The organism is Serratia plymuthica (genome assembly GCF_018336935.1).
Classification (GTDB): domain Bacteria; phylum Pseudomonadota; class Gammaproteobacteria; order Enterobacterales; family Enterobacteriaceae; genus Serratia; species Serratia plymuthica_B.
Genome location: NZ_CP068771.1, coordinates 3,665,435 through 3,692,002 on the forward strand (window position 1 = coordinate 3,665,435; position 26,568 = coordinate 3,692,002).

The following is a 26,568-nucleotide window of genomic DNA, read 5'->3' on the forward strand; positions in this document are numbered from 1 at the left end:
TTACCCTGCATCTTTCAAGCTGCATCTGCGTTGGCTTCAACTTGAAATCTATTGGGTAGATGATTTTTATCTTGTAAGTAAATTTCACGTTTCAGGCGAAGAGCGTCTGTTTCATCTCGCCATGTTCCTGTCCAATCGTCAATTGACACTATTTTTAGCAAAAAAACATCAAAATCGGCGCATTTTCTGAAATTTAATTACGACGCGCCGGTTATCAGTCTGGCTTATTATATTGATTTGATACTTCTTAATAGGTAGGGGCGATGATAAATCATTAACCCTACCTTGTGTCAGGTTTATTGATGGCAAAAGTGCTCGACCAACTGGCCCAGCAGCTTGCGCGTCGGTTCGATAAACGCCGTATCAATGTATTCGTCCGGTTGGTGCGCCTGGTTGATTGACCCCGGGCCAAGCACCAGCGTCGGGCATACCTGCTGGACGAACGGCGCCTCGGTGCAGTAGTTGACCACCTGAGTGCGGGTGCCCAGCAGTTTCTCAATCACCGCCACCATATGATGATCGGTCGGGCACTCGTAGCCCGGGACCGAGGCATGCAGTTCCTCAATGTTCAGGCGGCCCGGCCAGCGCTGGCTGACCGGCTCCAGCGTCTGGTGCATCAGCTCGTTGATATTGTCGAGCGTCATGCCCGGCAGCGGGCGAATATCCAGGTGCAGTTCACAACAGGCGCAAATACGGTTGGCCGCGTCGCCGCCGCTGATATGGCCGAAGTTCATCGTCGGATAAGGCACGGCGAATGCCGGATTGTTGTAGCGCTCCTGCAGCGTTTTGCGCAGTTCCATCAGGCGGCCAATGGTGTCGTGCATCAAATCGATGGCGTTGACGCCGCGCGCCGGGTCGCTCGAGTGCCCGGACTGGCCGACAATGCGGATGGCGCTGGCCATATGCCCCTTGTGCGCGCGCACCGGTTGCAGCGAGGTGGGTTCGCCGATAATGGCGAAATCCGGGCGGATGGCGGTCGAGGCGGCGAAATAACGCGCGCCGGCCATCGTCGTTTCTTCATCTGCGGTCGCCAGAATGTACAGCGGCTTGGTCAGTTTGCCGGCATCGATATCGCGCACGGCATCCAGAATAAAGGCAAAGAAGCCTTTCATGTCCGCGGTGCCCAGACCGTACAGCTTATTGTCATGTTCGGTCAGCGTGAAAGGGTCGCGCGTCCAGCGGCCTTCGTCATAAGGTACGGTGTCGGTGTGGCCCGCCAAAAGCAGGCCGCCGCTGCCTTCGCCAATGCTGGCGAGCAGGTTGAATTTGTTGCGGGTATCGGGCACCGGCTGTACGTCGACGCGGAAGCCCAAATCGGCAAACCACCCGGCCAGCAAGTTGATTAACGCTTCATTACTCTGATCGAGGGCGCCATCGGTGGCGCTGATCGACGGAGTGGCGATCAACGCCCGGTACAGCTCAATAAATGGAGGTAATTTCATCTTCACTGTTGACAGCCTTTGGTTAGGGTAGTATCAATATTCATGCATTTATTTTGAATAAAAATACAGTAAGATAGAGCGTAAGGGAACCCGATTCCCGGATGATTATAAAAACATCAACGCTCGACCACGTGGGTGAACGGCGAAACAACGCTGGTGAGCCCGGTTACCTGAGTCGAATACGACCACTCGTAAGCCAAGAAGGTGAAAGGCCACATGTTGAATACGCTGATCGTTGGTGCCAGCGGTTACGCCGGAGCGGAGCTCACGGCTTACCTGAATCGTCACCCACACATGAACATAACCGCATTAGCGGTTTCAGCGCAAAGTGCAGATGCAGGAAAATTGCTTTCTGATTTGCATCCCCAGTTAAAAGGCATCGTCGATCTGCCGTTGCAACCGCTGGTTGACGTGGCTGCCGCCGCCGACGGCATCGACGTGGTGTTCCTGGCCACGGCGCACGAAGTCAGCCACGATATCGCGCCTTTGTTCCTGGCGGCGGGCTGCGTGGTGTTCGATCTGTCCGGCGCGTTCCGCGTGAAAGACGCCGGTTTCTATAGCCAGTACTACGGTTTCGAACATAAGTACCCTGAACTGCTGGAGCAGGCGGTATATGGCCTGGCGGAGTGGCAGAGCGAAAAAATCAAACAGGCGCAACTGATCGCCGTGCCGGGCTGCTACCCGACGGCGGCGCAGTTGGCGCTGAAACCCTTGATCGACCAACAGTTGCTGAATCTTGACCAATGGCCGGTCATCAACGCCACCAGCGGCGTCAGCGGCGCGGGCCGCAAAGCCAGCGTGACCACCAGCTTCTGCGAAGTGAGTTTGCAGCCGTACGGCATCTTCAACCACCGTCATCACCCGGAAATCGTTGCGCATCTGGGCACGCCGGTCATCTTCACGCCACATTTGGGTAACTTCCCGCGTGGTATTCTCGAGACCATCACCTGCCGTTTGAAAGCCGGCGTTACCGCGCAGGACGTGGCTGCGGCTTATCACACCGCTTATGACGACAAACCGCTGGTGCGGCTGTACGAAAAAGGCGTGCCGGCATTGAAAGGGGTGGTGGGCCTGCCGTTCTGCGATATCGGCTTTGCCGTTCAGGGTGAACACCTGATCGCCGTAGCGGCGGAAGACAACCTGTTGAAAGGCGCGGCCGCTCAGGCGGTGCAATGCCTGAATATCCGTTTTGGGTTCCCGGAAACCCAGTCATTACTTTAATGAATAACCAGCGTGGGATGTAAACAGCGATGAATCCGTTAATTATCAAGTTAGGTGGCGTGTTATTAGACAGTGAAGAAGCGCTGGAGCGTTTATTCACCGCCCTGGACAGCTACCTTCAGCAGCATCAGCGCCCGCTGGTTATCGTTCACGGCGGCGGTTGCCTGGTGGATGAGCTGATGAAACAACTTTCTCTGCCGGTGGTGAAGAAAAACGGCCTGCGGGTAACCCCTGCCGACCAGATCGACATCATTACCGGCGCGCTGGCCGGTACGGCCAACAAGACCTTGCTGGCGTGGGCCATCAAGCACCGGATCAATGCGGTGGGCCTGAGCCTGGCGGACGGCGGCAGCGTTTCCGTGACCCAACTCGACCCGGCGCTGGGCCACGTAGGCAACGCGCAGCCGGGTTCACCGGTATTGCTCAATACCCTGCTGGGTGCCGGCTACCTGCCGGTGATCAGCTCTATCGGCATCACCGCCGAAGGGGAATTAATGAATGTGAACGCCGATCAGGCGGCGACGGCTCTGGCCGCCACGCTGGGTGCGGATTTGATCCTGCTGTCGGATGTCAGTGGCATTCTCGATGGGAAAGGACAACGCATTGCAGAAATGACGGCACAAAAAGCGGAACAACTGATTGCCCAAGGCATCATCACCGATGGTATGGTGGTGAAGGTGAATGCGGCGCTCGACGCGGCCCGCACCCTTGGCCGGCCGGTGGATATCGCCAGCTGGCGCCATGCCGATCAGCTTCCAGCTCTGTTTAACGGCGTGTCGATTGGCACCCGGATCCTCGCTTAAATTTAGAATTAAAAAGGAAAAGACCATGCAAAACCAAGGCATCAAAAAAATCGTTCTGGCGTACTCTGGCGGCCTGGATACTTCGGCCATCATTCCCTGGCTGAAAGAAAACTACGGCGGCTGCGAAGTGGTAGCGTTCGTGGCGGATATCGGCCAGGAGCGCAGCGATCTGGAAGGCGTGGAGCAAAAAGCCCTGCAATCCGGTGCCTCTGAGTGTCACGTGGTTGATCTGCGTGAAGAATTCATCCGCGATTACGTCTATCCGGTTCTGCAGACCGGTGCGCTGTATGAAGGCAGCTACCTGTTGGGCACTTCAATGGCGCGCCCGATTATCGCTAAAGCGCAGGTTGAGCTGGCGTTGAAAGTCGGCGCTGATGCGCTGTGCCACGGTGCAACCGGCAAAGGCAATGACCAGGTGCGTTTCGAAACCACCTACACCGCGCTGGCGCCACACCTGAAAGTGGTTGCGCCTTGGCGTGAGTGGAACCTGCGTTCCCGTGAAGCGCTGCTGGATTACCTGAAAGAGCGCAATATCCCGACGACTGCGTCTCTGGAAAAAATCTACAGCCGTGACGAGAACGCCTGGCATATCTCTACCGAAGGCGGCGTGCTCGAAAGCCCGTGGAATGCACCGAACAAAGACTGCTGGGTCTGGACCGTGGATCCGCAGGAAGCGCCGGACCAGCCTGAGCAAGTGACCATCACCGTAGAAAAAGGCCGCGTTGTGGCGGTTAACGGCGAAGCGTTGAGCCCATACAAATGTCTGGAAACCCTGAACGTGCTGGGCGCCAAACATGGCGTGGGCCGGATCGACATCGTGGAAAACCGTCTGGTGGGCATCAAATCCCGCGGTTGCTACGAAACCCCGGGCGGCACCATCATGGTGGCGGCGCTGCGCGGCGTTGAGCAACTGGTTCTGGATCGCGACAGCTTCAAATGGCGCGAGCAGTTGGGCCTGGAAATGTCCTACGTGGTGTACGACGGCCGCTGGTTTGCTCCGCTGCGTCGTTCGCTGCAGGCCTCTGCAGAAGCGCTGGCCGAAGAAGTGAACGGCGAAGTGGTGCTGCAGCTGTACAAAGGCCAGGTGACGGCGATTCAGAAGAAATCCGCCAATAGCCTGTACTCTGAAGAGTTTGCGACCTTTGGCGAAGATGAAGTTTACGATCACAGCCACGCGGGCGGCTTTATCCGTCTGTTCTCGCTCTCTTCACGTATTCGCGCGTTGAACGAGAAAAAGAACAAGTAATTTCATTATTCGGCGTGACTTGTTAAGGGCGCAGCGTGCTGCGCCTTTTCGTATAAAATTAATACCCTAAATAATTCGAATTGCACGAAGGCGGCAAGAGCGAGGATCCCGATGAGCTTACATCGCTAAGTGATTCGGGTGAGCGTCCGCAGCCGACAGATCTGCAGCTCGAAGTATGACGGGTACAGGAGTAAAAGTATGGCACTTTGGGGCGGACGGTTCAGTCAGGCGGCAGATCAGCGGTTCAAACAGTTAAACGACTCTCTGCGCTTTGACTATCGCCTGGCAGAACAGGACATTGTTGGCTCTGTGGCCTGGTCGAAAGCGCTGGTCACCGTCAACGTGCTGACGGCAACCGAACAGCAACAGCTTGAGCAGGCTTTGAGCGTGTTGTTGGAAGAAGTGCAGGCTGACCCGCAGGCAATTGTCAGCAGCGATGCGGAAGATATTCACAGCTGGGTGGAGCAGAAGCTGATCGACAAAGTCGGCGATCTGGGCAAGAAGCTGCATACCGGCCGTAGCCGTAACGATCAGGTCGCGACCGATCTGAAACTGTGGTGCAAACAGCAAATCGGCGAACTGCATCAGGCCATCGTGCAACTGCAGCAGGCGCTGGTGGAAACTGCCGAAGCCAATCAGGATGCGGTGATGCCGGGTTATACCCACTTGCAGCGCGCGCAACCGGTCACTTTCGCTCACTGGTGTCTGGCCTATGTTGAAATGCTGGCGCGCGATGAAAGCCGCCTGCAAGATACGCTCAAGCGCCTGGACGTCAGCCCGCTGGGCAGCGGCGCGTTGGCCGGCACCGCTTATCCGATCGATCGTGAACAGCTTGCCGGTTGGTTGGGCTTTGCCTCGGCCACCCGCAACAGCCTGGACAGCGTTTCCGACCGCGATCACGTGCTGGAGCTGCTGTCGAATGCTTCCATCAGCATGGTGCACCTGTCGCGCTTTGCCGAAGACCTGATCTTCTTCAACAGCGGCGAAGCGGCGTTTGTCGATCTGTCCGACCGCGTAACCTCCGGCTCTTCGTTGATGCCGCAGAAGAAAAACCCGGATGCGCTGGAGCTTATCCGCGGCAAATGCGGCCGTGTGCAGGGTGCATTGACCGGCATGATGATGACGCTGAAAGGCTTGCCGCTGGCGTATAACAAAGACATGCAGGAAGACAAGGAAGGGCTGTTCGACGCGCTCGATACCTGGATGGATTGCCTGCAGATGGCGGCGCTGGTGCTGGACGGCATTCAGGTGAAACGCCCACGCTGCAAAGAGGCGGCTGAGCAGGGTTATGCCAACTCGACCGAACTGGCGGACTATCTGGTCGCCAAAGGCGTGCCGTTCCGTGAGGCGCACCATATCGTCGGTGAGGCGGTGGTCGAAGCCATCCAACAGGGCAAGGCGCTTGAGGCGCTGACGCTGACCGAATTGCAGAAATTCAGTGCGGTGATTGGCGACGACGTGTACCCGATTTTGGCGCTGCAATCTTGCCTGGACAAGCGTTCGGCCAAGGGTGGCGTTTCTCCTCAGCAGGTCGCCAGCGCGATCGCCGAAGCGAAACAGCGGTTGGCTTAAACGACGTAGGGGCAGCCTTAAGCTGCCCTTTATTGATTACCCTGCCAGCCGAGCGCAAAGATAACGGTTTAAGCTGACACCTTCCTCTATAGCATTGATCGCCAGACGCCGATGTTGTTCGGGTGTCATGCGCAGTACCAGCTTGCCGCTGAAGTTTTTCTCTGCCATAGCCTGTGGCGGTATTTCCCCTTGTGCCAGCATGTCGTTGATCACCTCTCTGACCCGCTTTTCAATGCCATCCAGCGCCGCGGTGCGGGTAGTGGCCAGCCATGACAGGGATGGGAATTCGGTACAGAGCCCGACATATTCGTTATCTTCCGCCGACCAGGTGATGCGATAAGTGTAATGTTCATGCTTTTCCATGTTCTTCCTCCATTCTGGCCAATGCGGCAATGACTTGTTTAACCTGATACACCTTTGCCATACCGCTGTTTCCTCGTTGTATATTGACCCGGGGGTCGCCAGGCCAGGGCATGCGGTAAACCTGGTGGCTGCCACTGTTCAAGTGCGGTTCACCAAACCATTGCGTGCAGATTTTCACTAACTCAGTAAACCTGATACTGCTCTGTCGTTGCTGTAGATGGTTGATGGCATCCCTGATTCCTTTCATGTCAGCACCTTATTTTAGTATCAATATTGATATCATTTCAATGGGTGGGTAAAAAATGAACGGTTAGGTGCAGAACAGCAAGCAGGAAGCGAGAAGAGTGGAATACGATGCGCAAAAACCGGGCGCGGGGGCCCGGTTGAAATAGATAGTAGAGGGAAAAGGCTACTCGTCCGGGCAGCGCTGGCAGCGTTCCGCCTCGGCCTCACCCAGTTTGAGCTTGGCCTGCAGGTCGCGCAGTGCGGTGCGCAGGCCTTCTTCGCTCACCGGGTGGTAGAACGGCATATCCAGCATCTGGTTGATGGTCATCTGCTGCTGAAAGGTAAAAAAAGGCGGGCCGGAGCCCGCCAAAATTCACGTTGGCTTCGTTATTATTGATTGATCAGGCTGACAGGAAATTTTCCAGGTCATCGCTGCCGCCGATGTGACGGCCGCCGATAAACACCTGAGGTACGGTGGCGCGGCCGCTGACGGCGCGCAGGCTGATGGTGGTAGCGTCTTTGCCCAGCACGATCTCTTCATACTGGATACCGTGTTCTTGCAGCATCTGTTTGGCTTTGGCGCAGAACGGGCAGCCGGGCTTGGTGAACAGCGAAACCGATTCCTGCACTTTGAATTCCGGCGCCAGGTATTTCAGCATGGTGTCGGCGTCAGAGACTTCAAACGGATCGCCCGGCTTGTTGGGCTCGACGAACATTTTTTCCACCACGCCGTTGCGCACCAGCATCGAGTAACGCCATGAACGTGGACCAAAGCCCAGATCGGCTTTCTCGACCAGCATGTTCATGCCTTTGGTGAACTCACCGTTGCCATCGGGTACGAAGGTGATGTTCTCGGCGTGCTGATCGGCTTTCCAGGCGTTCATCACGAAGGTGTCGTTCACCGAGACGCACAAGATGCTGTCAACGCCGTGCTGTTTGAATACGCTGGACAGCTCGTTGTAACGTGGCAAATGGCTGGAAGAGCAGGTTGGGGTAAACGCGCCCGGCAGAGAAAATACGATGACGGTTTTATCTTTGAACAGGTCATTGGTGGTGACATCAATCCATTGGTCGCCCTGACGGGTGTGGAAAGTAACCTGAGGAACTTTTTTGCCTTCTTGGCTGGTAAACATGGATTAACCCTTTAATTAGGAAAATAATTTTTTGCTGTTAGCGCTGTATCGCTTCGTTAAGACACATTATTGACGTCGGGGGTTGATAGATCTAATCGCTCATTGCTATCTTATCTATCGCCATGAGCTATCATGGTCTGGAGGGAAAAAATGAATATTCGTGATTTAGAGTACCTGGTCGCCTTGGCCGAGCATCGGCATTTCCGCCGTGCCGCCGATTCATGCCATGTTAGCCAACCCACTCTCAGTGGGCAGATCCGCAAGCTGGAAGACGAACTGGGCGTGATGTTACTCGAACGTACCAGCCGCAAGGTGTTATTCACCCAGGCGGGCCTGTTGCTGGTGGAGCAGGCGCGTACCGTGCTGCGCGAAGTCAAAGTCCTGAAAGAGATGGCCAGCCAACAAGGGGAAGCGATGTCAGGGCCGCTGCATATCGGCTTGATCCCGACCGTCGGGCCTTATTTGTTGCCGCAGATCATTCCTACCCTGCACAAAACCTTTCCCAAGCTGGAAATGTACCTGCATGAAGCGCAGACCCATCAGCTGCTGGCGCAGCTCGACAGCGGCAAGCTGGACTGCGCCATTCTGGCGCTGGTGAAGGAAACGGAAGCCTTTATCGAAGTACCGCTATTTGATGAGCCGATGAAGCTGGCGGTGTATTCCGATCACCCATGGGCGCAGCGCGATCGCGTGGCGATGCCGGATTTGGCGGGCGAAAAACTGCTGATGCTGGAAGACGGCCACTGCCTGCGCGATCAGGCGATGGGCTTTTGCTTCCAGGCGGGGGCGGACGAGGATACTCACTTCCGCGCGACCAGTCTGGAAACGCTGCGCAATATGGTGGCGGCAGGCAGCGGCATTACCCTGTTGCCAACGCTTGCGGTACCGTCGCAGCGTGAGCGAGACGGCGTCTGCTACCTCGACTGTTATAAACCGGAACCGAAGCGCACCATTGCGCTGGTGTACCGCCCCGGTTCCCCATTGCGCAGTCGTTATGAGCAATTGGCCGAGGCGATCCGCGAGCACATGCAGAACTACTTCAGTACCACGTTAAAACAGGCGGTTTAGACCGTTTAGCGCTGCCACCCGGTAGGCTTCGGCCATGGTCGGATAGTTGAAGGTCGTATTAACGAAATATTCGATAGTATTGCCTTCACCTTTCTGTTCCATGATCGCCTGACCGATGTGGATGATCTCCGCCGCACGCTCGCCGAAGCAGTGGATCCCGAGGATCTGCAGGGTGTCGCGGTGGAACAGGATCTTCAGGCTGCCGACGTTCATCCCGGCAATCTGCGCACGTGCCAGATGCTTGAACTGGGCGCGGCCCACTTCGTACGGCACTTTCATCGCCGTCAGTTCCTGCTCGGTTTTGCCGACGGAACTGATTTCCGGAATGGTGTAGATACCGGTCGGGATATCTTCGATCAGATGTCCACTGGCTTCGCCGGAGGCGATCGCCTGTGCGGCGATGCGGCCCTGATCGTAAGCGGCGGATGCCAGGCTCGGATAACCAATCACGTCACCCACGGCGTAAATGTGCGCCAGCGCGGTTTGGTACATGCTGTTCACTTTCAGCAGGCCGCGGCTGTCCGACTCCAGACCGACATTCTCCAGCCCGAGTGAATCGGTGTTGCCGGTACGCCCGTTGGCGTACAGCAGGCAATCCGCTTTCACCTTCTTGCCGGATTTCAGGTGAACAATCACGCCGTCTTCGGTGCCTTCGATCTTCTCGAACTCTTCGTTGTGACGGATCACCACGCCGTTGTTCCAGAAGTGGTATGACAGCGAGTCCGACATTTCCTGATCGAGGAATGCCAGCAGGCGATCGCGGGTGTTGATCAGATCCACCTTCACGTTAAGACCACGGAAAATCGACGCATATTCACAGCCGATCACCCCTGCGCCGTAAATGATCACGTGGCGCGGTTCGTGGCTCAGTTCGAGAATGGAATCGCTGTCATAGATGCGCGGATGGTTAAAGTCGACGCTGGCCGGGTGGTAAGGGCGCGAGCCGCAGGCGATCACGATATGATCGGCGCGAATGGTGTCCTGAGTGCCATCCATGTAGCTGACGCTGACGGTATTGGCGTCGATAAAGCGTGCATCGCCGGCGAACAGTTTGCACTGGTTGCGTTCATAGAAACCCTGGCGCATTCGGGTTTGCTGATTAATGACGTTATCGGCGTGGCGTAAAATGTCAGGGAAGGTTGCACTGAGCGTGCGTGAATTGTTGTAAAGCGGGTTCTGGTTGAATTCGATAATGCGGCTGACGGCGTGGCGGAGGGCTTTGGACGGGATGGTACCCCAATGAGTACATCCGCCGCCCACATTATTGTACCGTTCGATAACGGCCACGCGGGCGCCCTGTTTCACCAGCCCCATAGCGGCACCTTCACCACCAGGGCCCGAGCCAATTACAATGGCATCAAATTGATAGTGCTGTTGCATGTAGGAGAGACCTGTTCTTATACAAAATTACAACGGTATCTTAACATCATAGCGCTGAGCGCCCAATCACCATTAGTCTTTTTGAGGCAAAGCACAAATGGTACAGGCTGAAACTGTGACAGGACGCGTTTGTATAAATGCTGTTGCAATAAAATTTGCTATATTGCCGACTCAGCGGCGTTAGACTCAATGAATGGATCTTATCTGGATATGCATATGGGCGTCAGAGCACAACAAAAAGAACGGACTCGTCGTTCCCTCATTGAGGCGGCATTCAGCCAGCTAAGCGCCGAACGCAGCTTTGCCAGCCTGAGTTTGCGCGAGGTCTCACGCGAGGCGGGCATCGCGCCCACATCATTTTACCGCCACTTCCGTGACGTGGACGAGCTTGGGCTAACCATGGTCGATGAGAGTGGCCTGATGCTGCGCCAACTGATGCGGCAGGCACGTCAGCGTATCGCCAAGGGCGGCAGCGTGATCCGCACCTCGGTCTCCACTTTTATGGAGTTTATCGGCAATAATCCCAACGCCTTCCGCCTGCTGTTGCGTGAGCGTTCCGGTACTTCAGCCGCCTTCCGTGCGGCGGTGGCACGCGAGATCCAACATTTTATCGCCGAGCTGGCGGATTACCTCGAGCTGGAAAACCATATGCCGCGCAGCTTCACCGAAGCGCAGGCGGAAGCCATGGTGACCATCGTGTTCAGCGCCGGCGCCGAAGCGCTGGACATTGACATCGACCAACGGCGTCGGCTTGAGGAACGTTTAGTGTTGCAACTGCGGATGATTTCCAAGGGCGCTTATTACTGGTATCGCCGCGAGCAAGAAAAAGCTTCTGTGTCCCACGTATAAAAGGTAGAAAGTGATGGAAAAATCAGGCCGTGAGAATGGCACTTTACTGCTGGCGTTGATTGCCGGTCTTTCAATCAACGGTTCGTTTGCCGCCTTGTTCAGCTCGGTGGTACCGTTTTCTATTTTCCCGATAATCGCTTTGGTTCTGGCGGTGTACTGCCTGCACCAGCGCTATCTGCATCGCGTCATGCCGGACGGCATGCCAAAGCTGGCCGCCGCCTGTTTCCTGTTGGGGGTGCTGTTATACAGTGCGATCGTGCGCGCTGAATACCCGCAGATTGGCTCTAACTTCTTGCCGGCGATTGTCGCTGTGGCGCTGGTGCTCTGGATTGGCGTGAAGCTGAAGGCGCGCAAGGCGCCGGAGGGGAGTTCGCAGGTATAAAGGTGACCAGGCAGGGGCGCAACAACGCCGCCCCTGTCGGGTTAAACGCGTTTTTCCAACAGCACGCCGCATTCCATATGATGGGTGTACGGGAACTGATCAAACAGCGCCAGGCGACTGACCCGGTGCGTCTCCTGCAGCGTTTCCAGGTTGGCGCACAGCGTTTCCGGGTTGCATGAGATATACAGAATACGCGGATAGGTTTGCACCATTTTTACCGTTTCATCGTCCAGCCCGCTGCGCGGCGGATCGACAAAAATGGTTTCGCAGTTATAGCTGCTCAGATCGATACCTTTCAGCCGGTTAAACTCCCGCACCCCGTTCATCGCCTGGGTAAAATCTTCCGCCGCCATGCGGATAATCTGTACGTTATCGATATGGTTGGCCGCAATGTTGTACTGCGCCGCGGCGACCGAAGGTTTGGCGATTTCGGTGGCCAACACCCGCTCGAAGTTACGCGCCAGCGCCAGCGAGAAGTTGCCGTTGCCGCAGTAGAGTTCCAGCAAATCGCCTTTAGAGCCTGCCGTTACGTCCAGTGCCCATTCCAGCATCTGTATATTCATCGCGGCGTTCGGCTGGGTGAAGCTGTTTTCCACCTGGCGGTAGATCATGTCGCGGCCGGCGACCGGCAGGACTTCGTCCACGTAATCCTGATCCAGCATGATTTTCATTTTCGACGCGCGGCCAATCAGCTGCAAATCAAAGCCTTGCGCGCGCAGGTTGTCACGCAGCTTTTCGGCTTGTTGTTGCCAGGCTTCATCCAGTTTGCGGTGATACAGCAACGAAGCAATGATTTTGCCGCTGCGGGTCGACAGATAGTCAATCTGGAACAGCTTGCGGCGCAGGAGGGGCTCCGGCTTGATAGCGGCGATCAGCGCGCTCATCAGGCGGTTAATCAATTCGCTGGCGGCCGGGAACCGATCGACGCGGATGCGTTGCTTGGTCTGCTGGTCAAACATGATGTGGTACATCTCGTCTTCATCATGCCAGATGCGGAATTCGGCGCGCATGCGGTAATGCTCGACTTGCGAGCGGAACACTTCCGGCTCGGCTGCCGTGAACGGTGACATCAGCGTCTTCAGCCGGGCAGTTTTCTCCGCCAGTTGGTCATCGTAACGTTCAATAGGCAAATTCTCGGGCGTCATGTTTCTTCTCGTCAGGCAAATTTGATCAGCGGGGATTGTAGGGAATCAGCCCGTGAAGTCCAGTTTTGTCGTGTTTATTATTTGTAACATTGGTGGAAGTCTAGACATCTATTTACATTGATCGTAGCATTGCCGTCCGGCCTCAAGCAGCGAGTGAAAAGGGAATCCGGTGTGAATCCGGAGCTGACGCGCAGCGGTAAGGGGAAGTCATGGCGATAGCGTTTTTACGCAGACACTGTCCACTGCAGGACGGGAAGTCATCGCCTGGTGCAGGTTGCTCATAAACAACCCGCAACTCCCAAGCCCGAAGACCTGCCGGTGTTACGTCGCAATGTCCGTGGTCGTCGCGAAATATCGGCCATGATCCTGCGGCATCCGCCAATTAAGTTTGGATGCTTTTTCATGACAATTACAAAAAATACGCTGCTGATGGTGGTTTCCTCCGTCACGGCTTTTTCTGGCTGGGCACAAGACAACACTACAGCGAATAACAGCGAGAACCTGGTGGTTACCGCTAACCGTTTCCCGCAGCCGGTTTCTTCCGTGCTGGCCCCCACCTCTGTGGTTACCCGTGATGATATCGATCGCTGGCAGGCCAAAAGCCTGACTGACGTGATGCGCCGCCTGCCGGGTGTGGATGTGTCGCAAAACGGCGGGTTGGGGCAAACCAGTTCACTATTTGTTCGTGGTACCAACTCCAGCCACGTACTGGTGCTGATTGACGGCATTCGCCTTAATCAGGCCGGTGTCAGCGGTTCTTCCGACCTCAGCCAGATCCCGATCTCGCTGGTGCAGAAAGTTGAGTTTATCCGCGGGCCGCGTTCGGCCGTTTATGGTTCCGATGCTATCGGCGGCGTGGTCAACATTATTACCACCCGCGAGAAGAACGGCAGCACGCTTTCCGCCGGTATGGGTTCAAACGGCTATCAGGCCTATGACGCGTCCACTCAGCAGCAACTGGGTGACAACACGGTTGCAACAGTCGCCGGTAATTACACCTATACCAAAGGTTATGATGTCGTGGCGAACCTGCCGGACAGTTTTGGCAACCCAGCGCAATCCGATCGCGACGGTTTCATGAGCAAATCCCTATATGGCGGTATAGAGCATAAGTTTAATGAGGCGTTCAGCGGCTTTGTTCGTGGTTACGGCTATGACAACCGAACGGCTTATGATGGCAATTACAGCTATTCTGACCCGGCACATTTTGATGCGCTGCCTGACACCCGCCAGCTCTATAGCCAAAGTTGGGATAGCGGTCTGCGTTATCAGGACGGTATTTATGCTACCCAGTTGATTGCCAGTTATAGCCACGCAAAGGACTATAACTACGATCCCAAGTATGGTCCTTATTCTGCTTCCGCTACTTTGGATGATTCCACACAATACAATGTGCAGTGGGGCAATACATTCCAGGTTGCCAAGGGAAATATCAGTACTGGTGTTGATTGGCAGGATCAGAAAATTGAGCCGGGTACGGCTTATATTACTGACAGCAAGAGCCAGCGTAATACCGGACTTTATCTGACTGCGCAGCAACAAATTGATGCCTTTACCTTGGAAGGATCCGTACGGGGGGATGATAACTCGCAGTTTGGTTGGCATGGCACTTGGCAAACCAGCGCGGCCTGGGAGTTTGTCGAGGGTTATCGCGCCATTGCCTCTTATGGCACTGCGTTTAAAGCACCGAATTTAGGGCAGCAGTACGGTAGCTTTGGCGGCAACCCGGATTTGAAGCCAGAAGAAAGCAAGCAGTGGGAAGGTGGCTTTGAGGGATTGACCGGGCCAGTTACCTGGCGTGTTACAGGCTATCGTAACGATATAGATAACCTGATCAGCTATGCATCCAGTGGTTCTGGTTCTGCTTATTACAACGTTAATAAGGCAACCATTAAAGGTGTCGAAGCTACGGCTTCCTTCGATACCGGGTTGTTTACCCACCAGATTGGTTATGACTATGTTGATCCACGCAACGCCAAAACCAATGAAGTTCTGCTGCGCCGCGCTAAACAGCAGGTGAAGTATGAGTTGGATTGGCAGGTCTATGATTTTGACTGGGCGGTAACCTACCATTATCTGGGCGAACGTTACGATGGCGACTACAGTGGTTACACCACGCGTACTGTCAAACTCGGCGGTGTCAGCCTGTGGGATCTCGCAGTTTCGTATCCGGTCACATCTCATCTGACAGTTCGTGGTAGAATTGCCAACCTGTTTGATAAAGATTATGAGACGGCTTATGGCTACGCTACTCCAGGAAGAGAATACTACCTCACTGGAAGCTATACCTTCTAACACCACCGCGACGCCCCGCCCGACGGTGCTGGTATTTGATTCCGGCGTCGGCGGGCTGTCGGTGTATCAAGAGGTTCGGCAATTGCTGCCGGACCTCCACTATATCTATGCCTTCGATAACGTGGCGTTCCCCTACGGCGAGAAATCCGAAGAGTTTATCGTTGAACGCGTGCTGGAGATTGTCAGCGCGGTACAGCAACGCCATCCTCTGGCGATTGTCGTCATCGCCTGTAATACCGCCAGTACCGTATCGCTGCCGGCGCTGCGCGAGCGCTTTACCTTCCCGGTAGTGGGCGTTGTGCCCGCGATTAAACCTGCTGCCCGCTTGACCGCCAATGGCGTCGTGGGCCTGTTGGCTACCCGTGGTACGGTACAACGCACCTATACTCATGAGTTGATTGCCCGCTTTGCCACCGACTGCAAGATCGAGCTATTGGGATCTTCAGAGCTGGTGGAACTGGCGGAAGCCAAGCTGCACGGTGAAGCCGTACCGCTGGCCACGCTGAAGAAAATTCTGCATCCATGGCTGAGCATGCGCGAGCCGCCGGATACCGTGGTACTCGGTTGCACCCACTTCCCTCTATTAGCAGAAGAGTTAATGCAGGTGTTGCCTGAGGGAACCCGGTTGGTAGATTCCGGCGCGGCTATTGCCCGTCGCACCGCTTGGCTTATCTCTTCGCAGGAAAATCTGGTGTCGACTCAGGAAGATAATCTGGCGTATTGCATGGCGTTGAATGAAGACACTGACGCTTTATTGCCCGTTTTGCAGGGATACGGCTTTAAATCGTTGAAAAAACTACCTCTTTAACAGTGTTTTGGTTAAACATTCGACGGTTGGAAAAAATTTTGCATTTAGGGGTTGCGGCCTTCTGAGAACTCCCTATAATGCGCCTCCACTGACCGGGAACAACGACTCCTCTAACGAGAACGCGTCGCCAGGTCGGTAAGAGAAAAGCGAAATAAACGCTTGACTCTTCGGGTGAAAAGCGTAGTATACGCCACCTCGAGATAGCAAGCTACGGCGGCTAACTCACTGCTCTTTAACAATTTATCAGACAATCTGTGTGGGCACTCCACAAGACGATATCCAGAACCTTCGGGTTCGAAAAAATATCAAGTCTTGAAGAGTGACTACTGAAGTAAAATTCATTTAGTAACCTTTGAGCATCGCTTCACGAGTTGAAGCAAATCGAACTTTTAAATTGAAGAGTTTGATCATGGCTCAGATTGAACGCTGGCGGCAGGCCTAACACATGCAAGTCGAGCGGTAGCACAAGAGAGCTTGCTCTCTGGGTGACGAGCGGCGGACGGGTGAGTAATGTCTGGGAAACTGCCTGATGGAGGGGGATAACTACTGGAAACGGTAGCTAATACCGCATAACGTCTACGGACCAAAGTGGGGGACCTTCGGGCCTCACGCCATCAGATGTGCCCAGATGGGATTAGCTAGTAGGTGGGGTAATGGCTCACCTAGGCGACGATCCCTAGCTGGTCTGAGAGGATGACCAGCCACACTGGAACTGAGACACGGTCCAGACTCCTACGGGAGGCAGCAGTGGGGAATATTGCACAATGGGCGCAAGCCTGATGCAGCCATGCCGCGTGTGTGAAGAAGGCCTTAGGGTTGTAAAGCACTTTCAGCGAGGAGGAAGGGTAGTGTGTTAATAGCACATTGCATTGACGTTACTCGCAGAAGAAGCACCGGCTAACTCCGTGCCAGCAGCCGCGGTAATACGGAGGGTGCAAGCGTTAATCGGAATTACTGGGCGTAAAGCGCACGCAGGCGGTTTGTTAAGTCAGATGTGAAATCCCCGCGCTTAACGTGGGAACTGCATTTGAAACTGGCAAGCTAGAGTCTTGTAGAGGGGGGTAGAATTCCAGGTGTAGCGGTGAAATGCGTAGAGATCTGGAGGAATACCGGTGGCGAAGGCGGCCCCCTGGACAAAGACTGACGCTCAGGTGCGAAAGCGTGGGGAGCAAACAGGATTAGATACCCTGGTAGTCCACGCTGTAAACGATGTCGATTTGGAGGTTGTGCCCTTGAGGCGTGGCTTCCGGAGCTAACGCGTTAAATCGACCGCCTGGGGAGTACGGCCGCAAGGTTAAAACTCAAATGAATTGACGGGGGCCCGCACAAGCGGTGGAGCATGTGGTTTAATTCGATGCAACGCGAAGAACCTTACCTACTCTTGACATCCAGAGAATTCGCTAGAGATAGCTTAGTGCCTTCGGGAACTCTGAGACAGGTGCTGCATGGCTGTCGTCAGCTCGTGTTGTGAAATGTTGGGTTAAGTCCCGCAACGAGCGCAACCCTTATCCTTTGTTGCCAGCGATTCGGTCGGGAACTCAAAGGAGACTGCCGGTGATAAACCGGAGGAAGGTGGGGATGACGTCAAGTCATCATGGCCCTTACGAGTAGGGCTACACACGTGCTACAATGGCGTATACAAAGAGAAGCGAACTCGCGAGAGCAAGCGGACCTCATAAAGTACGTCGTAGTCCGGATTGGAGTCTGCAACTCGACTCCATGAAGTCGGAATCGCTAGTAATCGTAGATCAGAATGCTACGGTGAATACGTTCCCGGGCCTTGTACACACCGCCCGTCACACCATGGGAGTGGGTTGCAAAAGAAGTAGGTAGCTTAACCTTCGGGAGGGCGCTTACCACTTTGTGATTCATGACTGGGGTGAAGTCGTAACAAGGTAACCGTAGGGGAACCTGCGGTTGGATCACCTCCTTACCTAATGATATTGATTCGCGTGGCGTGCTCACACAGATTGTCTGATGAAAAAGTAATGAGCAAAAGCGCTACCTGTTGATGTAATGAGTCTCTGACTCATGCTGATACGAACCGATTAAAACGTTCAGTTTAATCGGATTTTCGTGTCCCCATCGTCTAGAGGCCTAGGACACTGCCCTTTCACGGCTGTAACAGGGGTTCGAATCCCCTTGGGGACGCCAATCCGATAATGAGTGAAAGACATTATCACCGGTGAGTCATCACCGAAAACATCTTAAAGATGACTCTTGCGAGTCGTGTTTAAGATATTGCTCTTTAACAATCTGGAACAAGCTGAAAATTGAAACATGACAGCTGAAACTTATCCCTCCGTAGATGTATTGGGATAAGGATTAACCTGTCATAGAGTCTCTCAAATGTAGCAATGCGAACGATGGAAACATCTTCGGGTTGTGAGGTTAAGTGACTAAGCGTACACGGTGGATGCCTAGGCAGTCAGAGGCGATGAAGGGCGTGCTAATCTGCGAAAAGTGTCGGTAAGGTGATATGAACCGTTATAACCGGCAATACCCGAATGGGGAAACCCAGTGTGTTTCGACACACTATCGTATGGTGAATACATAGCCATACGAGGCGAACCGGGGGAACTGAAACATCTAAGTACCCCGAGGAAAAGAAATCAACCGAGATTCCCCCAGTAGCGGCGAGCGAACGGGGAACAGCCCAGAACCTGAATCAGTTTGTGTGTTAGTGGAAGCGTCTGGAAAGTCGCACAGTAAAGGGTGATAGTCCCGTACACTAAAATGCACATTCTGTGAGTTCGATGAGTAGGGCGGGACACGTGACATCCTGTCTGAATATGGGGGGACCATCCTCCAAGGCTAAATACTCCTGACTGACCGATAGTGAACCAGTACCGTGAGGGAAAGGCGAAAAGAACCCCGGCGAGGGGAGTGAAATAGAACCTGAAACCGTGTACGTACAAGCAGTGGGAGCACCTTCGTGGTGTGACTGCGTACCTTTTGTATAATGGGTCAGCGACTTATATTTTGTAGCAAGGTTAACCGTATAGGGGAGCCGTAGGGAAACCGAGTCTTAACTGGGCGAATAGTTGCAAGGTATAGACCCGAAACCCGGTGATCTAGCCATGGGCAGGTTGAAGGTTGGGTAACACTAACTGGAGGACCGAACCGACTAATGTTGAAAAATTAGCGGATGACTTGTGGCTGGGGGTGAAAGGCCAATCAAACCGGGAGATAGCTGGTTCTCCCCGAAAGCTATTTAGGTAGCGCCTCGTGAACTCATCTTCGGGGGTAGAGCACTGTTTCGGCTAGGGGGCCATCCCGGCTTACCAAACCGATGCAAACTCCGAATACCGAAGAATGTTATCACGGGAGACACACGGCGGGTGCTAACGTCCGTCGTGAAGAGGGAAACAACCCAGACCGCCAGCTAAGGTCCCAAAGTCATGGTTAAGTGGGAAACGATGTGGGAAGGCATAGACAGCCAGGATGTTGGCTTAGAAGCAGCCATCATTTAAAGAAAGCGTAATAGCTCACTGGTCGAGTCGGCCTGCGCGGAAGATGTAACGGGGCTAAACCATGCACCGAAGCTGCGGCAGCGACGCTTAGCGTTGTTGGGTAGGGGAGCGTTCTGTAAGCCGTTGAAGGTGGCCTGTGAGGGTTGCTGGAGGTATCAGAAGTGCGAATGCTGACATAAGTAACGATAAAGCGGGTGAAAAACCCGCTCGCCGGAAGACCAAGGGTTCCTGTCCAACGTTAATCGGGGCAGGGTGAGTCGACCCCTAAGGCGAGGCCGAAAGGCGTAGTCGATGGGAAACAGGTTAATATTCCTGTACTCGGTGTTACTGCGAAGGGGGGACGGAGAAGGCTAGGCTAGCCGGGCGACGGTTGTCCCGGTTTAAGCGTGTAGGGGGAGAGAATTGGTAAATCCGTTCTCTTATTCAACCCTGAGGCGTGATGACGATGCACTACGGTGCAGAAGTAGTTGATGCCAAGCTTCCAGGAAAAGCCTCTAAGCATCAGGTAACACAGAATCGTACCCCAAACCGACACAGGTGGTCAGGTAGAGAATACCCAGGCGCTTGAGAGAACTCGGGTGAAGGAACTAGGCAAAATGGTGCCGTAACTTCGGGAGAAGGCACGCTGGCGCGTAGGTGAAGAGACTTGCTCTCGGAGCTGAAGCCAGTCGCAGATACCAGCTGGCTGCAACTGTTTAATAAAAACACAGCACTGTGCAAACACGAAAGTGGACGTATACGGTGTGACGCCTGCCCGGTGCTGGAAGGTTAATTGATGGGGTCAGCCGCAAGGCGAAGCTCTTGATCGAAGCCCCAGTAAACGGCGGCCGTAACTATAACGGTCCTAAGGTAGCGAAATTCCTTGTCGGGTAAGTTCCGACCTGCACGAATGGCGTAATGATGGCCAGGCTGTCTCCACCCGAGACTCAGTGAAATTGAACTCGCTGTGAAGATGCAGTGTACCCGCGGCAAGACGGAAAGACCCCGTGAACCTTTACTATAGCTTGACACTGAACATTGAGCCTTGATGTGTAGGATAGGTGGGAGGCTTTGAAGCGTGGACGCCAGTCTGCGTGGAGCCAACCTTGAAATACCACCCTTTAATGTTTGATGTTCTAACTCGGCCCCGTAATCCGGGGTGAGGACAGTGTCTGGTGGGTAGTTTGACTGGGGCGGTCTCCTCCCAAAGAGTAACGGAGGAGCACGAAGGTTAGCTAATCACGGTCGGACATCGTGAGGTTAGTGCAAAGGCATAAGCTAGCTTGACTGCGAGAGTGACGGCTCGAGCAGGTACGAAAGTAGGTCTTAGTGATCCGGTGGTTCTGAATGGAAGGGCCATCGCTCAACGGATAAAAGGTACTCCGGGGATAACAGGCTGATACCGCCCAAGAGTTCATATCGACGGCGGTGTTTGGCACCTCGATGTCGGCTCATCACATCCTGGGGCTGAAGTAGGTCCCAAGGGTATGGCTGTTCGCCATTTAAAGTGGTACGCGAGCTGGGTTTAGAACGTCGTGAGACAGTTCGGTCCCTATCTGCCGTGGGCGTTGGAAGATTGAGAGGGGTTGCTCCTAGTACGAGAGGACCGGAGTGAACGCACCACTGGTGTTCGGGTTGTCATGCCAATGGCACTGCCCGGTAGCTAAGTGCGGAAAAGATAAGCGCTGAAAGCATCTAAGCGCGAAACTTGCCTCGAGATGAGTCTTCCCTGGGCCTTTAAGGCCCCTGAAGGAACGTTTAAGACTAAGACGTTGATAGGCTGGGTGTGTAAGTGCAGCGATGCATTGAGCTAACCAGTACTAATGATCCGTGAGGCTTAACCTTACAACACCGAAGGTGTTTTGATTTGAGAGATTTTCAGCGAAGTTCCGAGATTGGTTTCGATGGCGACACGAGAGTGAAGCGGTTGGAATGAAACAGAATTTGCCTGGCGGCAATAGCGCGGTGGTCCCACCTGACCCCATGCCGAACTCAGAAGTGAAACGCCGTAGCGCCGATGGTAGTGTGGGGTCTCCCCATGCGAGAGTAGGACACTGCCAGGCATCAATTAAACGTTATCGGTTTGACACCCGGTAATGAGCAGGATCGCCAAGAGCGATTTTGCCCACATCGAAAGATGTAACGTGAAAGAACCGGTGGAGCGGTAGTTCAGTTGGTTAGAATACCTGCCTGTCACGCAGGGGGTCGCGGGTTCGAGCCCCGTCCGTTCCGCCACTTATTTAAATTATGCCTGCTAATTTTAGCAGGCATAATGTTAAGCGAGATTTAGGGGTGTAGCTCAGTTGGTAGAGCACCGGTCTCCAAAACCGGGTGTCGCGAGTTCGAGTCTCTCCGCCCCTGCCATATTAAAAACCCTTTGCGAAAGCGAAGGGTTTTTTTTGCTTTCTGCATTTCCATAATCCCCGCTACCCTTCTGAAAGATTGCCTAAAAACCCCTCTGAAATCGTTCCCAATTTAGACATTTTTAGCTGAATCCATGTACAAAATGGTTGTTCTGCCGCGATGTGATGCCGCGCATTATTCCTGCCTGATTTTCAGCTACACCTAATTAGCGCCCGACCCTTTAGGCGCCAACTTCACCAGAAAAATATGCAGCATATACAACAACGACTACCCCTGTCGGAGGGAGTCACATCCCTGTGCAAAGCGAGGAGAACAACATGGTTAAACGTCTGCTGTTAGCAGCCGCCATTACGGGCGCATTGATCGGCACGGCACAGGCAGCACCGCTGGTCGTCGGTTTTTCTCAGATTGGTTCTGAATCGGGCTGGCGCTCGGCAGAAACCAAGGTATCAAAACAAGAAGCGGAAAAGCGCGGAATTACGCTGAAAATCGCCGATGCGCAGCAAAAACAAGAGAATCAGATCAAAGCGGTAAGATCTTTTATTGCCCAGGGAGTTGACGCTATTTTCATTGCGCCCGTTGTCGCTACCGGCTGGACCCCGGTGCTGCAAGAGGCAAAAGAGGCCAAAATCCCGGTATTCCTGCTCGACAGGATGATCGAGGTGAACGATCCCTCGCTGTATACCGCTGCTGTGGCATCGGACAGTGTGCATGAAGGCAAAGTAGCGGGTGAGTGGCTGGTAAAAGAGGTAGCCGGCAAGCCTTGTAACGTGGTGGAACTGCAAGGCACCGTGGGCGCCAGCGTCGCAATCAACCGCAAGAAAGGCTTTGCTGACGGTATCGCCAGCGCCGCCAACGTAAAAATCATCCGTTCGCAATCCGGTGACTTCACCCGCAGCAAGGGTAAAGAGGTGATGGAAAGCTTCATCAAGGCTGAGCAGAACGGCAAAAATATCTGCGCCGTATACGCTCACAACGACGATATGGCGATAGGTGCCATTCAGGCGATCAAAGAAGCCGGCTTAAAACCAGGCTCACAAATTAAAATTGTCTCCATCGACGGTGTTCCCGATATCTTCAAAGCGATGATCAATGGCGAGGCCAATGCGTCGGTCGAGCTGACGCCAAATATGGCAGGGCCTGCGTTTGACGCGCTGCTGGCGATGAAAAAAGACGGAACGCAACCCGCGAAGTTTATTCAGACCGAATCGAAACTGCTGCAGCCTGATACCGCCAAACAGGAATTCGAGCTGAAGAAAAGCATGGGCTATTAATCCACTCACCGACGGGACAAAAGATGGCCGCATCTCAGACCACGTTATTGGCGATTAAGGGATTATCCGTCGAGTTTCCTGGCGTAAAGGCGCTGGAAGAGGTTGATTTCACGCTGCAGCGCGGAGAGATCATGGCGCTGTTGGGTGAGAACGGCGCGGGGAAATCCACGCTGATCAAGGCGCTGACCGGGGTTTATCAGCGTTCCGCCGGTGAAATCCTGCTGGAGGGCAAAGCCATCGCGCCGCAAAGCACTGCGCAGGCACAGGTGTTGGGGATTGGTACGGTTTATCAGGAAGTTAACCTGCTGGCGAATATCTCGGTGGCCGCCAATTTGTTTATCGGCCGTGAACCGACCCGTTTCGGTCTGGTCGATCAAAAAACCATGCTGCGACGGGCCCAGCAACTTTTGCAGGGTTATGGATTGCAGCTGGATGCCAGCCAGCCATTGGGCAACTATTCGATTGCGATCCAGCAGATTGTCGCCATCGCCCGGGCGGTCGACCTATCAGCCAAAGTCCTGATCCTGGATGAGCCTACAGCCAGCCTGGATGCTAAAGAAGTCACCATGCTGCTGGATATTCTCAGTCAGTTGCGATCGCAGGGGATAGGCATGATCTTTGTCACTCATTTCCTCGATCAGGTTTACCGCATCAGCGATCGCATTACCGTGCTGCGCAACGGTAGGTTGGTAGGCACCAAGCCTGCCAACGACTTGCCACGGCTGGAGCTGGTCCAGATGATGCTCGGTCACGCCTTTGACGAGGCGTTGCTCAAGCGGGGCGAGCATGAGCCGACGGATGCGTCTCCGCTGGTCGAACTGAACGGCTACGGGCGTCGTGGCATGGTTGAACCCTTCGATCTGAGAATAAGGCCGGGTGAGATTGTCGGATTGGCAGGCCTGCTCGGGTCGGGGCGCACCGAAACGGCCCAACTGATATTTGGCATCAAATCGCATGATAGCGGCAGTGCGAAAGTGGAGGGCCGCGCGGTGAATATTCGCACGCCGCGCAAAGCTGCCAGTCTCGGCTTCGGTTATTGCCCGGAGGATCGTAAAACCGACGGAATTATCGGCGCTGCGACGGTGCGAGAAAACATCATTCTGGCGCTGCAGGCTCAGCGCGGTTGGTTAAAGCCGCTCTCGCTACGAGAGCAAACCCGCATTGCCGAGAGTTTTATCCAATTGTTAGGTATTCGCACGCCGGGCCCGGAGCAACAGATCCAATACCTGTCCGGAGGGAATCAGCAGAAGGTGCTGCTGTCGCGTTGGTTGGCAACCAAACCCCGTTTTCTGATCCTGGATGAACCGACGCGCGGGATTGATGTTGGTGCGCATGCTGAAATCATTCGGCTGATTGAAAGGTTGTGTGAAGAAGGATTAGCGCTGCTGGTGATCTCTTCCGAACTGGAAGAACTGGCGGGATATGCCGATCGCATCGTGGTATTGCGCGACAGAAAACACGTTACGCAGCTTGAGCATGCGGCTATTACGGTACCTGCGATTATGCAGGCTATTGCTGTGCAACAGGGGGCAGGATGAACCACAGGAGCTTCTCCATGACCGGTGGACCACGCAAAGTCAAATGGGTATTCCCTGCCGGGGTGACGCAGCTGGGAGCGCTGGCGGCGATTTTGCTGATCGACAGCCTGGTCGCCCCGAATTTCTTTTCCATCCACATTCAGGATGGTCGTCTGTTTGGCAGCGTGATCGACATCGTTAACCGCGGAGCGCCGGTCGCGTTGCTGGCCTTGGGCATGACGCTGGTGATCGCCACCGGCGGTATCGACCTCTCAGTGGGGGCGGTGATGGCAATCGCCGGTGCTACGGCGGCAACGCTGACCAGCGCGGGCTATCCACTGGGTTATGTGCTGGCCGCCGCGCTGGCCGTGGGGGCGTTGTGTGGCCTGTGGAACGGATTTCTGGTGGCGGTGCTGCAGATACAACCGATTGTCGCCACGCTGATGTTGATGGTGGCCGGGCGCGGTATTGCACAGCTGATCACCGAAGGGCAAATCGTCACTTTCGAACGCGAAGGTTTGGCGCAACTGGGCAGCGGCGCGCTGATGTATTTGCCGATGCCGGCGATCATTGCCGCCGTGATGCTGTTGTTGATCTGGTTGCTGACGCGCAAAACCGCGCTGGGGCTGTTTATCGAGGCGGTGGGGATTAATCTGCGCTCGGCGCGCAATGCAGGAGTGAGTACGCGCTGGGTGATCATGGCAGTCTATGTGATCTGCGGGCTGTGCGCCGCCGTGGCCGGGATTATTGTGACTGCGGATATCCGTGGCGCGGATGCCAATAATGCCGGGCTGTGGCTGGAGCTGGATGCGATTTTAGCGGTGGTGATTGGCGGAGGCTCCTTGCTGGGCGGCCGTTTTAACCTTCTTTTGTCGGTCATTGGGGCATTAATAATCCAGGGTATGAATACCGGCATTCTGCTGTCCGGCTATCGGCCGGAGTTCAATCTGGTGCTGAAGGCGGTAGTGGTGCTGGCGGTGCTGATGATTCAATCGCCGAGCGTGTCGTTGCACCGGCTGTTAAGGAGACGGAAACCATGATCAAACGTAATCTGTCGCTGTTGATTACCCTCGTGGTCTTTCTTCTGGGCTACGGATTTTGTCTCACCCAGTTCCCCAGCTTTGCGTCAACGCGGGTATGGTGCGATTTACTGACAGACAACGCGTTTCTCGGCATTGTGGCGGTGGGGATGACGTTTGTGATCCTGTCCGGCGGTATCGATCTGTCGGTTGGCTCGGTGATCGCCTTCACCGGCGTATTGTTGGCCAAGCTGATTGGCGTTTACGGCATTGCACCGGGTTATGCGTTCGTGATTGCTCTGTTGATGGGAGCGTCTTTTGGCGCTCTGATGGGCTGGATCATTGATGCGCTCAAGCTACCGGCATTTATCATCACGCTGGCTGGGATGTTCTTCGTACGCGGCATGAGTTTTATCCTTTCGGAAGAATCAATACCCATTGATCATCCGCTGTATGCGACGCTGGCGAACTACGCCTGGAAACTGCCGGGTGGCGGCCGATTCACGCTGTTAGCGCTGGTGATGCTGTTGGTGGTGGCGGTCGGCATGGTGCTGGCACACCGCACGCGCTTCGGCCATAACGTCTATGCCATCGGCGGTAACCGGGTGTCTGCGGCATTAATGGGTGTACCGGTGCAGCGCACCACTGTGCTGATTTATATGCTTTCAGGTACGCTGGCGGCGCTGTCCGGAATTATTTTCTCGTTATATACCTCTGCGGGCTACGCGCTGGCGGCCAGCGGTGTCGAGCTGGATGCCATTGCCGCCGTGGTGATTGGTGGCACGCTGCTGACCGGCGGTGTCGGCACCGTGTTGGGCACGCTGTTTGGCGTGCTGATCCAGGGGCTGATTCAGAGCTATATCACCTTCGACGGTACGCTTAGCTCCTGGTGGACCAAAATCGTCATCGGTATCCTGCTGTTCTGCTTTATCGGCCTCCAGAAGGCGATGAGCGCGTTTTGGCTCAACAGACGAACCAAACCACGCCATCCCCGACTAAAGCCGTTATAG

19 protein-coding genes, 3 tRNA genes, 3 rRNA genes, 1 pseudogene and 1 riboswitch are annotated in these 26,568 nt (G+C 54.7%); of the genes and pseudogenes, 19 read left to right on the forward strand and 7 right to left on the reverse strand.

From position 1 onward, the window contains the following. Window positions 1–296: 296 nt before the first annotated feature. The gene (argE, locus tag JK621_RS17090) at window positions 297–1,442 is read right to left on the reverse strand and encodes an acetylornithine deacetylase (protein WP_212556951.1); all 1,146 of its coding nucleotides are present in this window, start codon (window positions 1,440–1,442) and stop codon (window positions 297–299) included. A 216-nt stretch (window positions 1,443–1,658) separates the two neighbouring features. On the opposite strand from argE, the gene argC reads away from it, so the two are divergent. The 4 genes from argC (at window position 1,659) to argH (ending at window position 6,284) form a co-directional block, all read left to right on the forward strand. After that, a complete protein-coding gene (gene argC / locus JK621_RS17095; RefSeq protein WP_212556952.1) occupies window positions 1,659–2,663 on the forward strand; it encodes an N-acetyl-gamma-glutamyl-phosphate reductase in 1,005 nt (334 codons plus the stop codon). A gap of 29 nt (window positions 2,664–2,692) precedes the next feature. After that, complete coding sequence (argB, locus tag JK621_RS17100; RefSeq protein WP_212556953.1) at window positions 2,693–3,466, forward strand: acetylglutamate kinase; 774 nt, start codon at window positions 2,693–2,695, stop codon at window positions 3,464–3,466. Window positions 3,467–3,491: 25 nt separating this feature from the next. Beyond that, entirely contained in the window at window positions 3,492–4,712 is a 1,221-nt protein-coding gene (locus tag JK621_RS17105; protein ID WP_004953146.1) for an argininosuccinate synthase, read from the forward strand. Window positions 4,713–4,910: 198 nt separating this feature from the next. Further along, a complete protein-coding gene (gene argH, locus JK621_RS17110) occupies window positions 4,911–6,284 on the forward strand; it encodes an argininosuccinate lyase (RefSeq protein ID WP_212556954.1) in 1,374 nt (457 codons plus the stop codon). A 36-nt stretch (window positions 6,285–6,320) separates the two neighbouring features. Here the strand turns inward: argH and JK621_RS17115 are convergent, their stop codons facing one another. The 4 genes and pseudogenes from JK621_RS17115 to JK621_RS17130 form a co-directional block, all read right to left on the reverse strand. Next, on the reverse strand, window positions 6,321–6,647 hold the full coding sequence (locus JK621_RS17115) for a type II toxin-antitoxin system HicB family antitoxin (protein WP_212556955.1): 327 nt from the start codon (window positions 6,645–6,647) through the stop codon (window positions 6,321–6,323). After that, window positions 6,634–6,894: a toxin HicA gene (locus tag JK621_RS17120; protein ID WP_212556956.1), complete on the reverse strand. Its 261-nt coding sequence runs from the start codon at window positions 6,892–6,894 to the stop codon at window positions 6,634–6,636. The genes JK621_RS17115 and JK621_RS17120 overlap by 14 nt, the downstream gene beginning before the upstream one ends. A gap of 162 nt (window positions 6,895–7,056) precedes the next feature. After that, window positions 7,057–7,209 (reverse strand): annotated as a pseudogene (locus JK621_RS17125) (dihydrolipoyl dehydrogenase); the annotation flags it as partial. A 64-nt stretch (window positions 7,210–7,273) separates the two neighbouring features. Further along, window positions 7,274–8,005: a glutathione peroxidase gene (locus JK621_RS17130; RefSeq protein WP_212556957.1), complete on the reverse strand. Its 732-nt coding sequence runs from the start codon at window positions 8,003–8,005 to the stop codon at window positions 7,274–7,276. A 150-nt stretch (window positions 8,006–8,155) separates the two neighbouring features. Between JK621_RS17130 and oxyR the strand changes: the two genes are divergently transcribed. Beyond that, window positions 8,156–9,073, forward strand: a complete 918-nt coding sequence (oxyR, locus tag JK621_RS17135; protein ID WP_212556958.1) for a DNA-binding transcriptional regulator OxyR — start codon at window positions 8,156–8,158, stop codon at window positions 9,071–9,073. Here the strand turns inward: oxyR and sthA are convergent. Next, window positions 9,056–10,453 (reverse strand): Si-specific NAD(P)(+) transhydrogenase, encoded by a 1,398-nt coding sequence (sthA, locus tag JK621_RS17140; protein WP_062869041.1) that lies wholly within the window; start codon window positions 10,451–10,453, stop codon window positions 9,056–9,058. The two genes, oxyR and sthA, sit on opposite strands and share 18 nt — an antisense overlap. 216 nt (window positions 10,454–10,669) lie before the next feature. Here sthA and fabR point away from each other — a divergent pair, with 216 nt between their 5' ends. Both fabR and JK621_RS17150 read left to right on the forward strand, forming a co-directional pair. Then, window positions 10,670–11,302, forward strand: coding sequence for an HTH-type transcriptional repressor FabR (fabR, locus tag JK621_RS17145; protein WP_006317771.1), 633 nt, complete (start codon window positions 10,670–10,672; stop codon window positions 11,300–11,302). Window positions 11,303–11,315: 13 nt separating this feature from the next. Next, window positions 11,316–11,684: a YijD family membrane protein gene (locus JK621_RS17150; protein ID WP_212556959.1), complete on the forward strand. Its 369-nt coding sequence runs from the start codon at window positions 11,316–11,318 to the stop codon at window positions 11,682–11,684. A 41-nt stretch (window positions 11,685–11,725) separates the two neighbouring features. Here JK621_RS17150 and trmA read toward each other — a convergent pair whose 3' ends face one another. Continuing rightward, the gene (trmA, locus tag JK621_RS17155) at window positions 11,726–12,829 is read right to left on the reverse strand and encodes a tRNA (uridine(54)-C5)-methyltransferase TrmA (RefSeq protein ID WP_212556960.1); all 1,104 of its coding nucleotides are present in this window, start codon (window positions 12,827–12,829) and stop codon (window positions 11,726–11,728) included. Between the two features lie 113 nt (window positions 12,830–12,942). Further along, a riboswitch (cobalamin riboswitch) is annotated at window positions 12,943–13,163 on the forward strand. A 68-nt stretch (window positions 13,164–13,231) separates the two neighbouring features. Between trmA and btuB the strand changes: the two genes are divergently transcribed. The 12 genes from btuB to yjfF all read left to right on the forward strand — a co-directional run bounded on the left by btuB (window position 13,232) and on the right by yjfF (window position 26,568). After that, a complete protein-coding gene (btuB, locus tag JK621_RS17160) occupies window positions 13,232–15,124 on the forward strand; it encodes a TonB-dependent vitamin B12 receptor BtuB (protein ID WP_212560222.1) in 1,893 nt (630 codons plus the stop codon). Then, window positions 15,069–15,932, forward strand: a complete 864-nt coding sequence (gene murI / locus JK621_RS17165; RefSeq protein ID WP_020457658.1) for a glutamate racemase — start codon at window positions 15,069–15,071, stop codon at window positions 15,930–15,932. The genes btuB and murI overlap by 56 nt, the downstream gene beginning before the upstream one ends. Window positions 15,933–16,323: 391 nt before the next feature. After that, window positions 16,324–17,865, forward strand: a 16S ribosomal RNA gene (locus tag JK621_RS17170). A gap of 145 nt (window positions 17,866–18,010) precedes the next feature. Further along, window positions 18,011–18,086: transfer RNA gene (locus tag JK621_RS17175), tRNA-Glu, on the forward strand. A 235-nt stretch (window positions 18,087–18,321) separates the two neighbouring features. Next, a 23S ribosomal RNA gene (locus JK621_RS17180) occupies window positions 18,322–21,229 on the forward strand. Window positions 21,230–21,331: 102 nt separating this feature from the next. Then, window positions 21,332–21,447, forward strand: a 5S ribosomal RNA gene (rrf, locus tag JK621_RS17185). Together the 16S, 23S and 5S rRNA genes with 3 tRNA genes alongside form the textbook arrangement of a ribosomal RNA operon. A 95-nt stretch (window positions 21,448–21,542) precedes the next feature. Beyond that, window positions 21,543–21,619 (forward strand) — tRNA-Asp (locus JK621_RS17190). A gap of 53 nt (window positions 21,620–21,672) precedes the next feature. Then, window positions 21,673–21,748 (forward strand) — tRNA-Trp (locus tag JK621_RS17195). Window positions 21,749–22,065: 317 nt separating this feature from the next. Further along, window positions 22,066–23,022: a galactofuranose ABC transporter, galactofuranose-binding protein YtfQ gene (ytfQ, locus tag JK621_RS17200; protein WP_004951740.1), complete on the forward strand. Its 957-nt coding sequence runs from the start codon at window positions 22,066–22,068 to the stop codon at window positions 23,020–23,022. 23 nt (window positions 23,023–23,045) lie between these two features. Next, window positions 23,046–24,560 carry a galactofuranose ABC transporter, ATP-binding protein YtfR gene (ytfR, locus tag JK621_RS17205; protein ID WP_212556961.1) on the forward strand — a complete coding sequence of 505 codons (1,515 nt, stop codon included), beginning with the start codon at window positions 23,046–23,048 and terminating at the stop codon, window positions 24,558–24,560. Beyond that, on the forward strand, window positions 24,557–25,579 hold the full coding sequence (ytfT, locus tag JK621_RS17210; RefSeq protein WP_212556962.1) for a galactofuranose ABC transporter, ATP-binding protein YtfT: 1,023 nt from the start codon (window positions 24,557–24,559) through the stop codon (window positions 25,577–25,579). Before ytfR ends, ytfT begins: the two co-directional genes overlap by 4 nt. Then, window positions 25,576–26,568 carry a galactofuranose ABC transporter, permease protein YjfF gene (yjfF, locus tag JK621_RS17215; RefSeq protein WP_013814974.1) on the forward strand — a complete coding sequence of 331 codons (993 nt, stop codon included), beginning with the start codon at window positions 25,576–25,578 and terminating at the stop codon, window positions 26,566–26,568. The genes ytfT and yjfF overlap by 4 nt, the downstream gene beginning before the upstream one ends.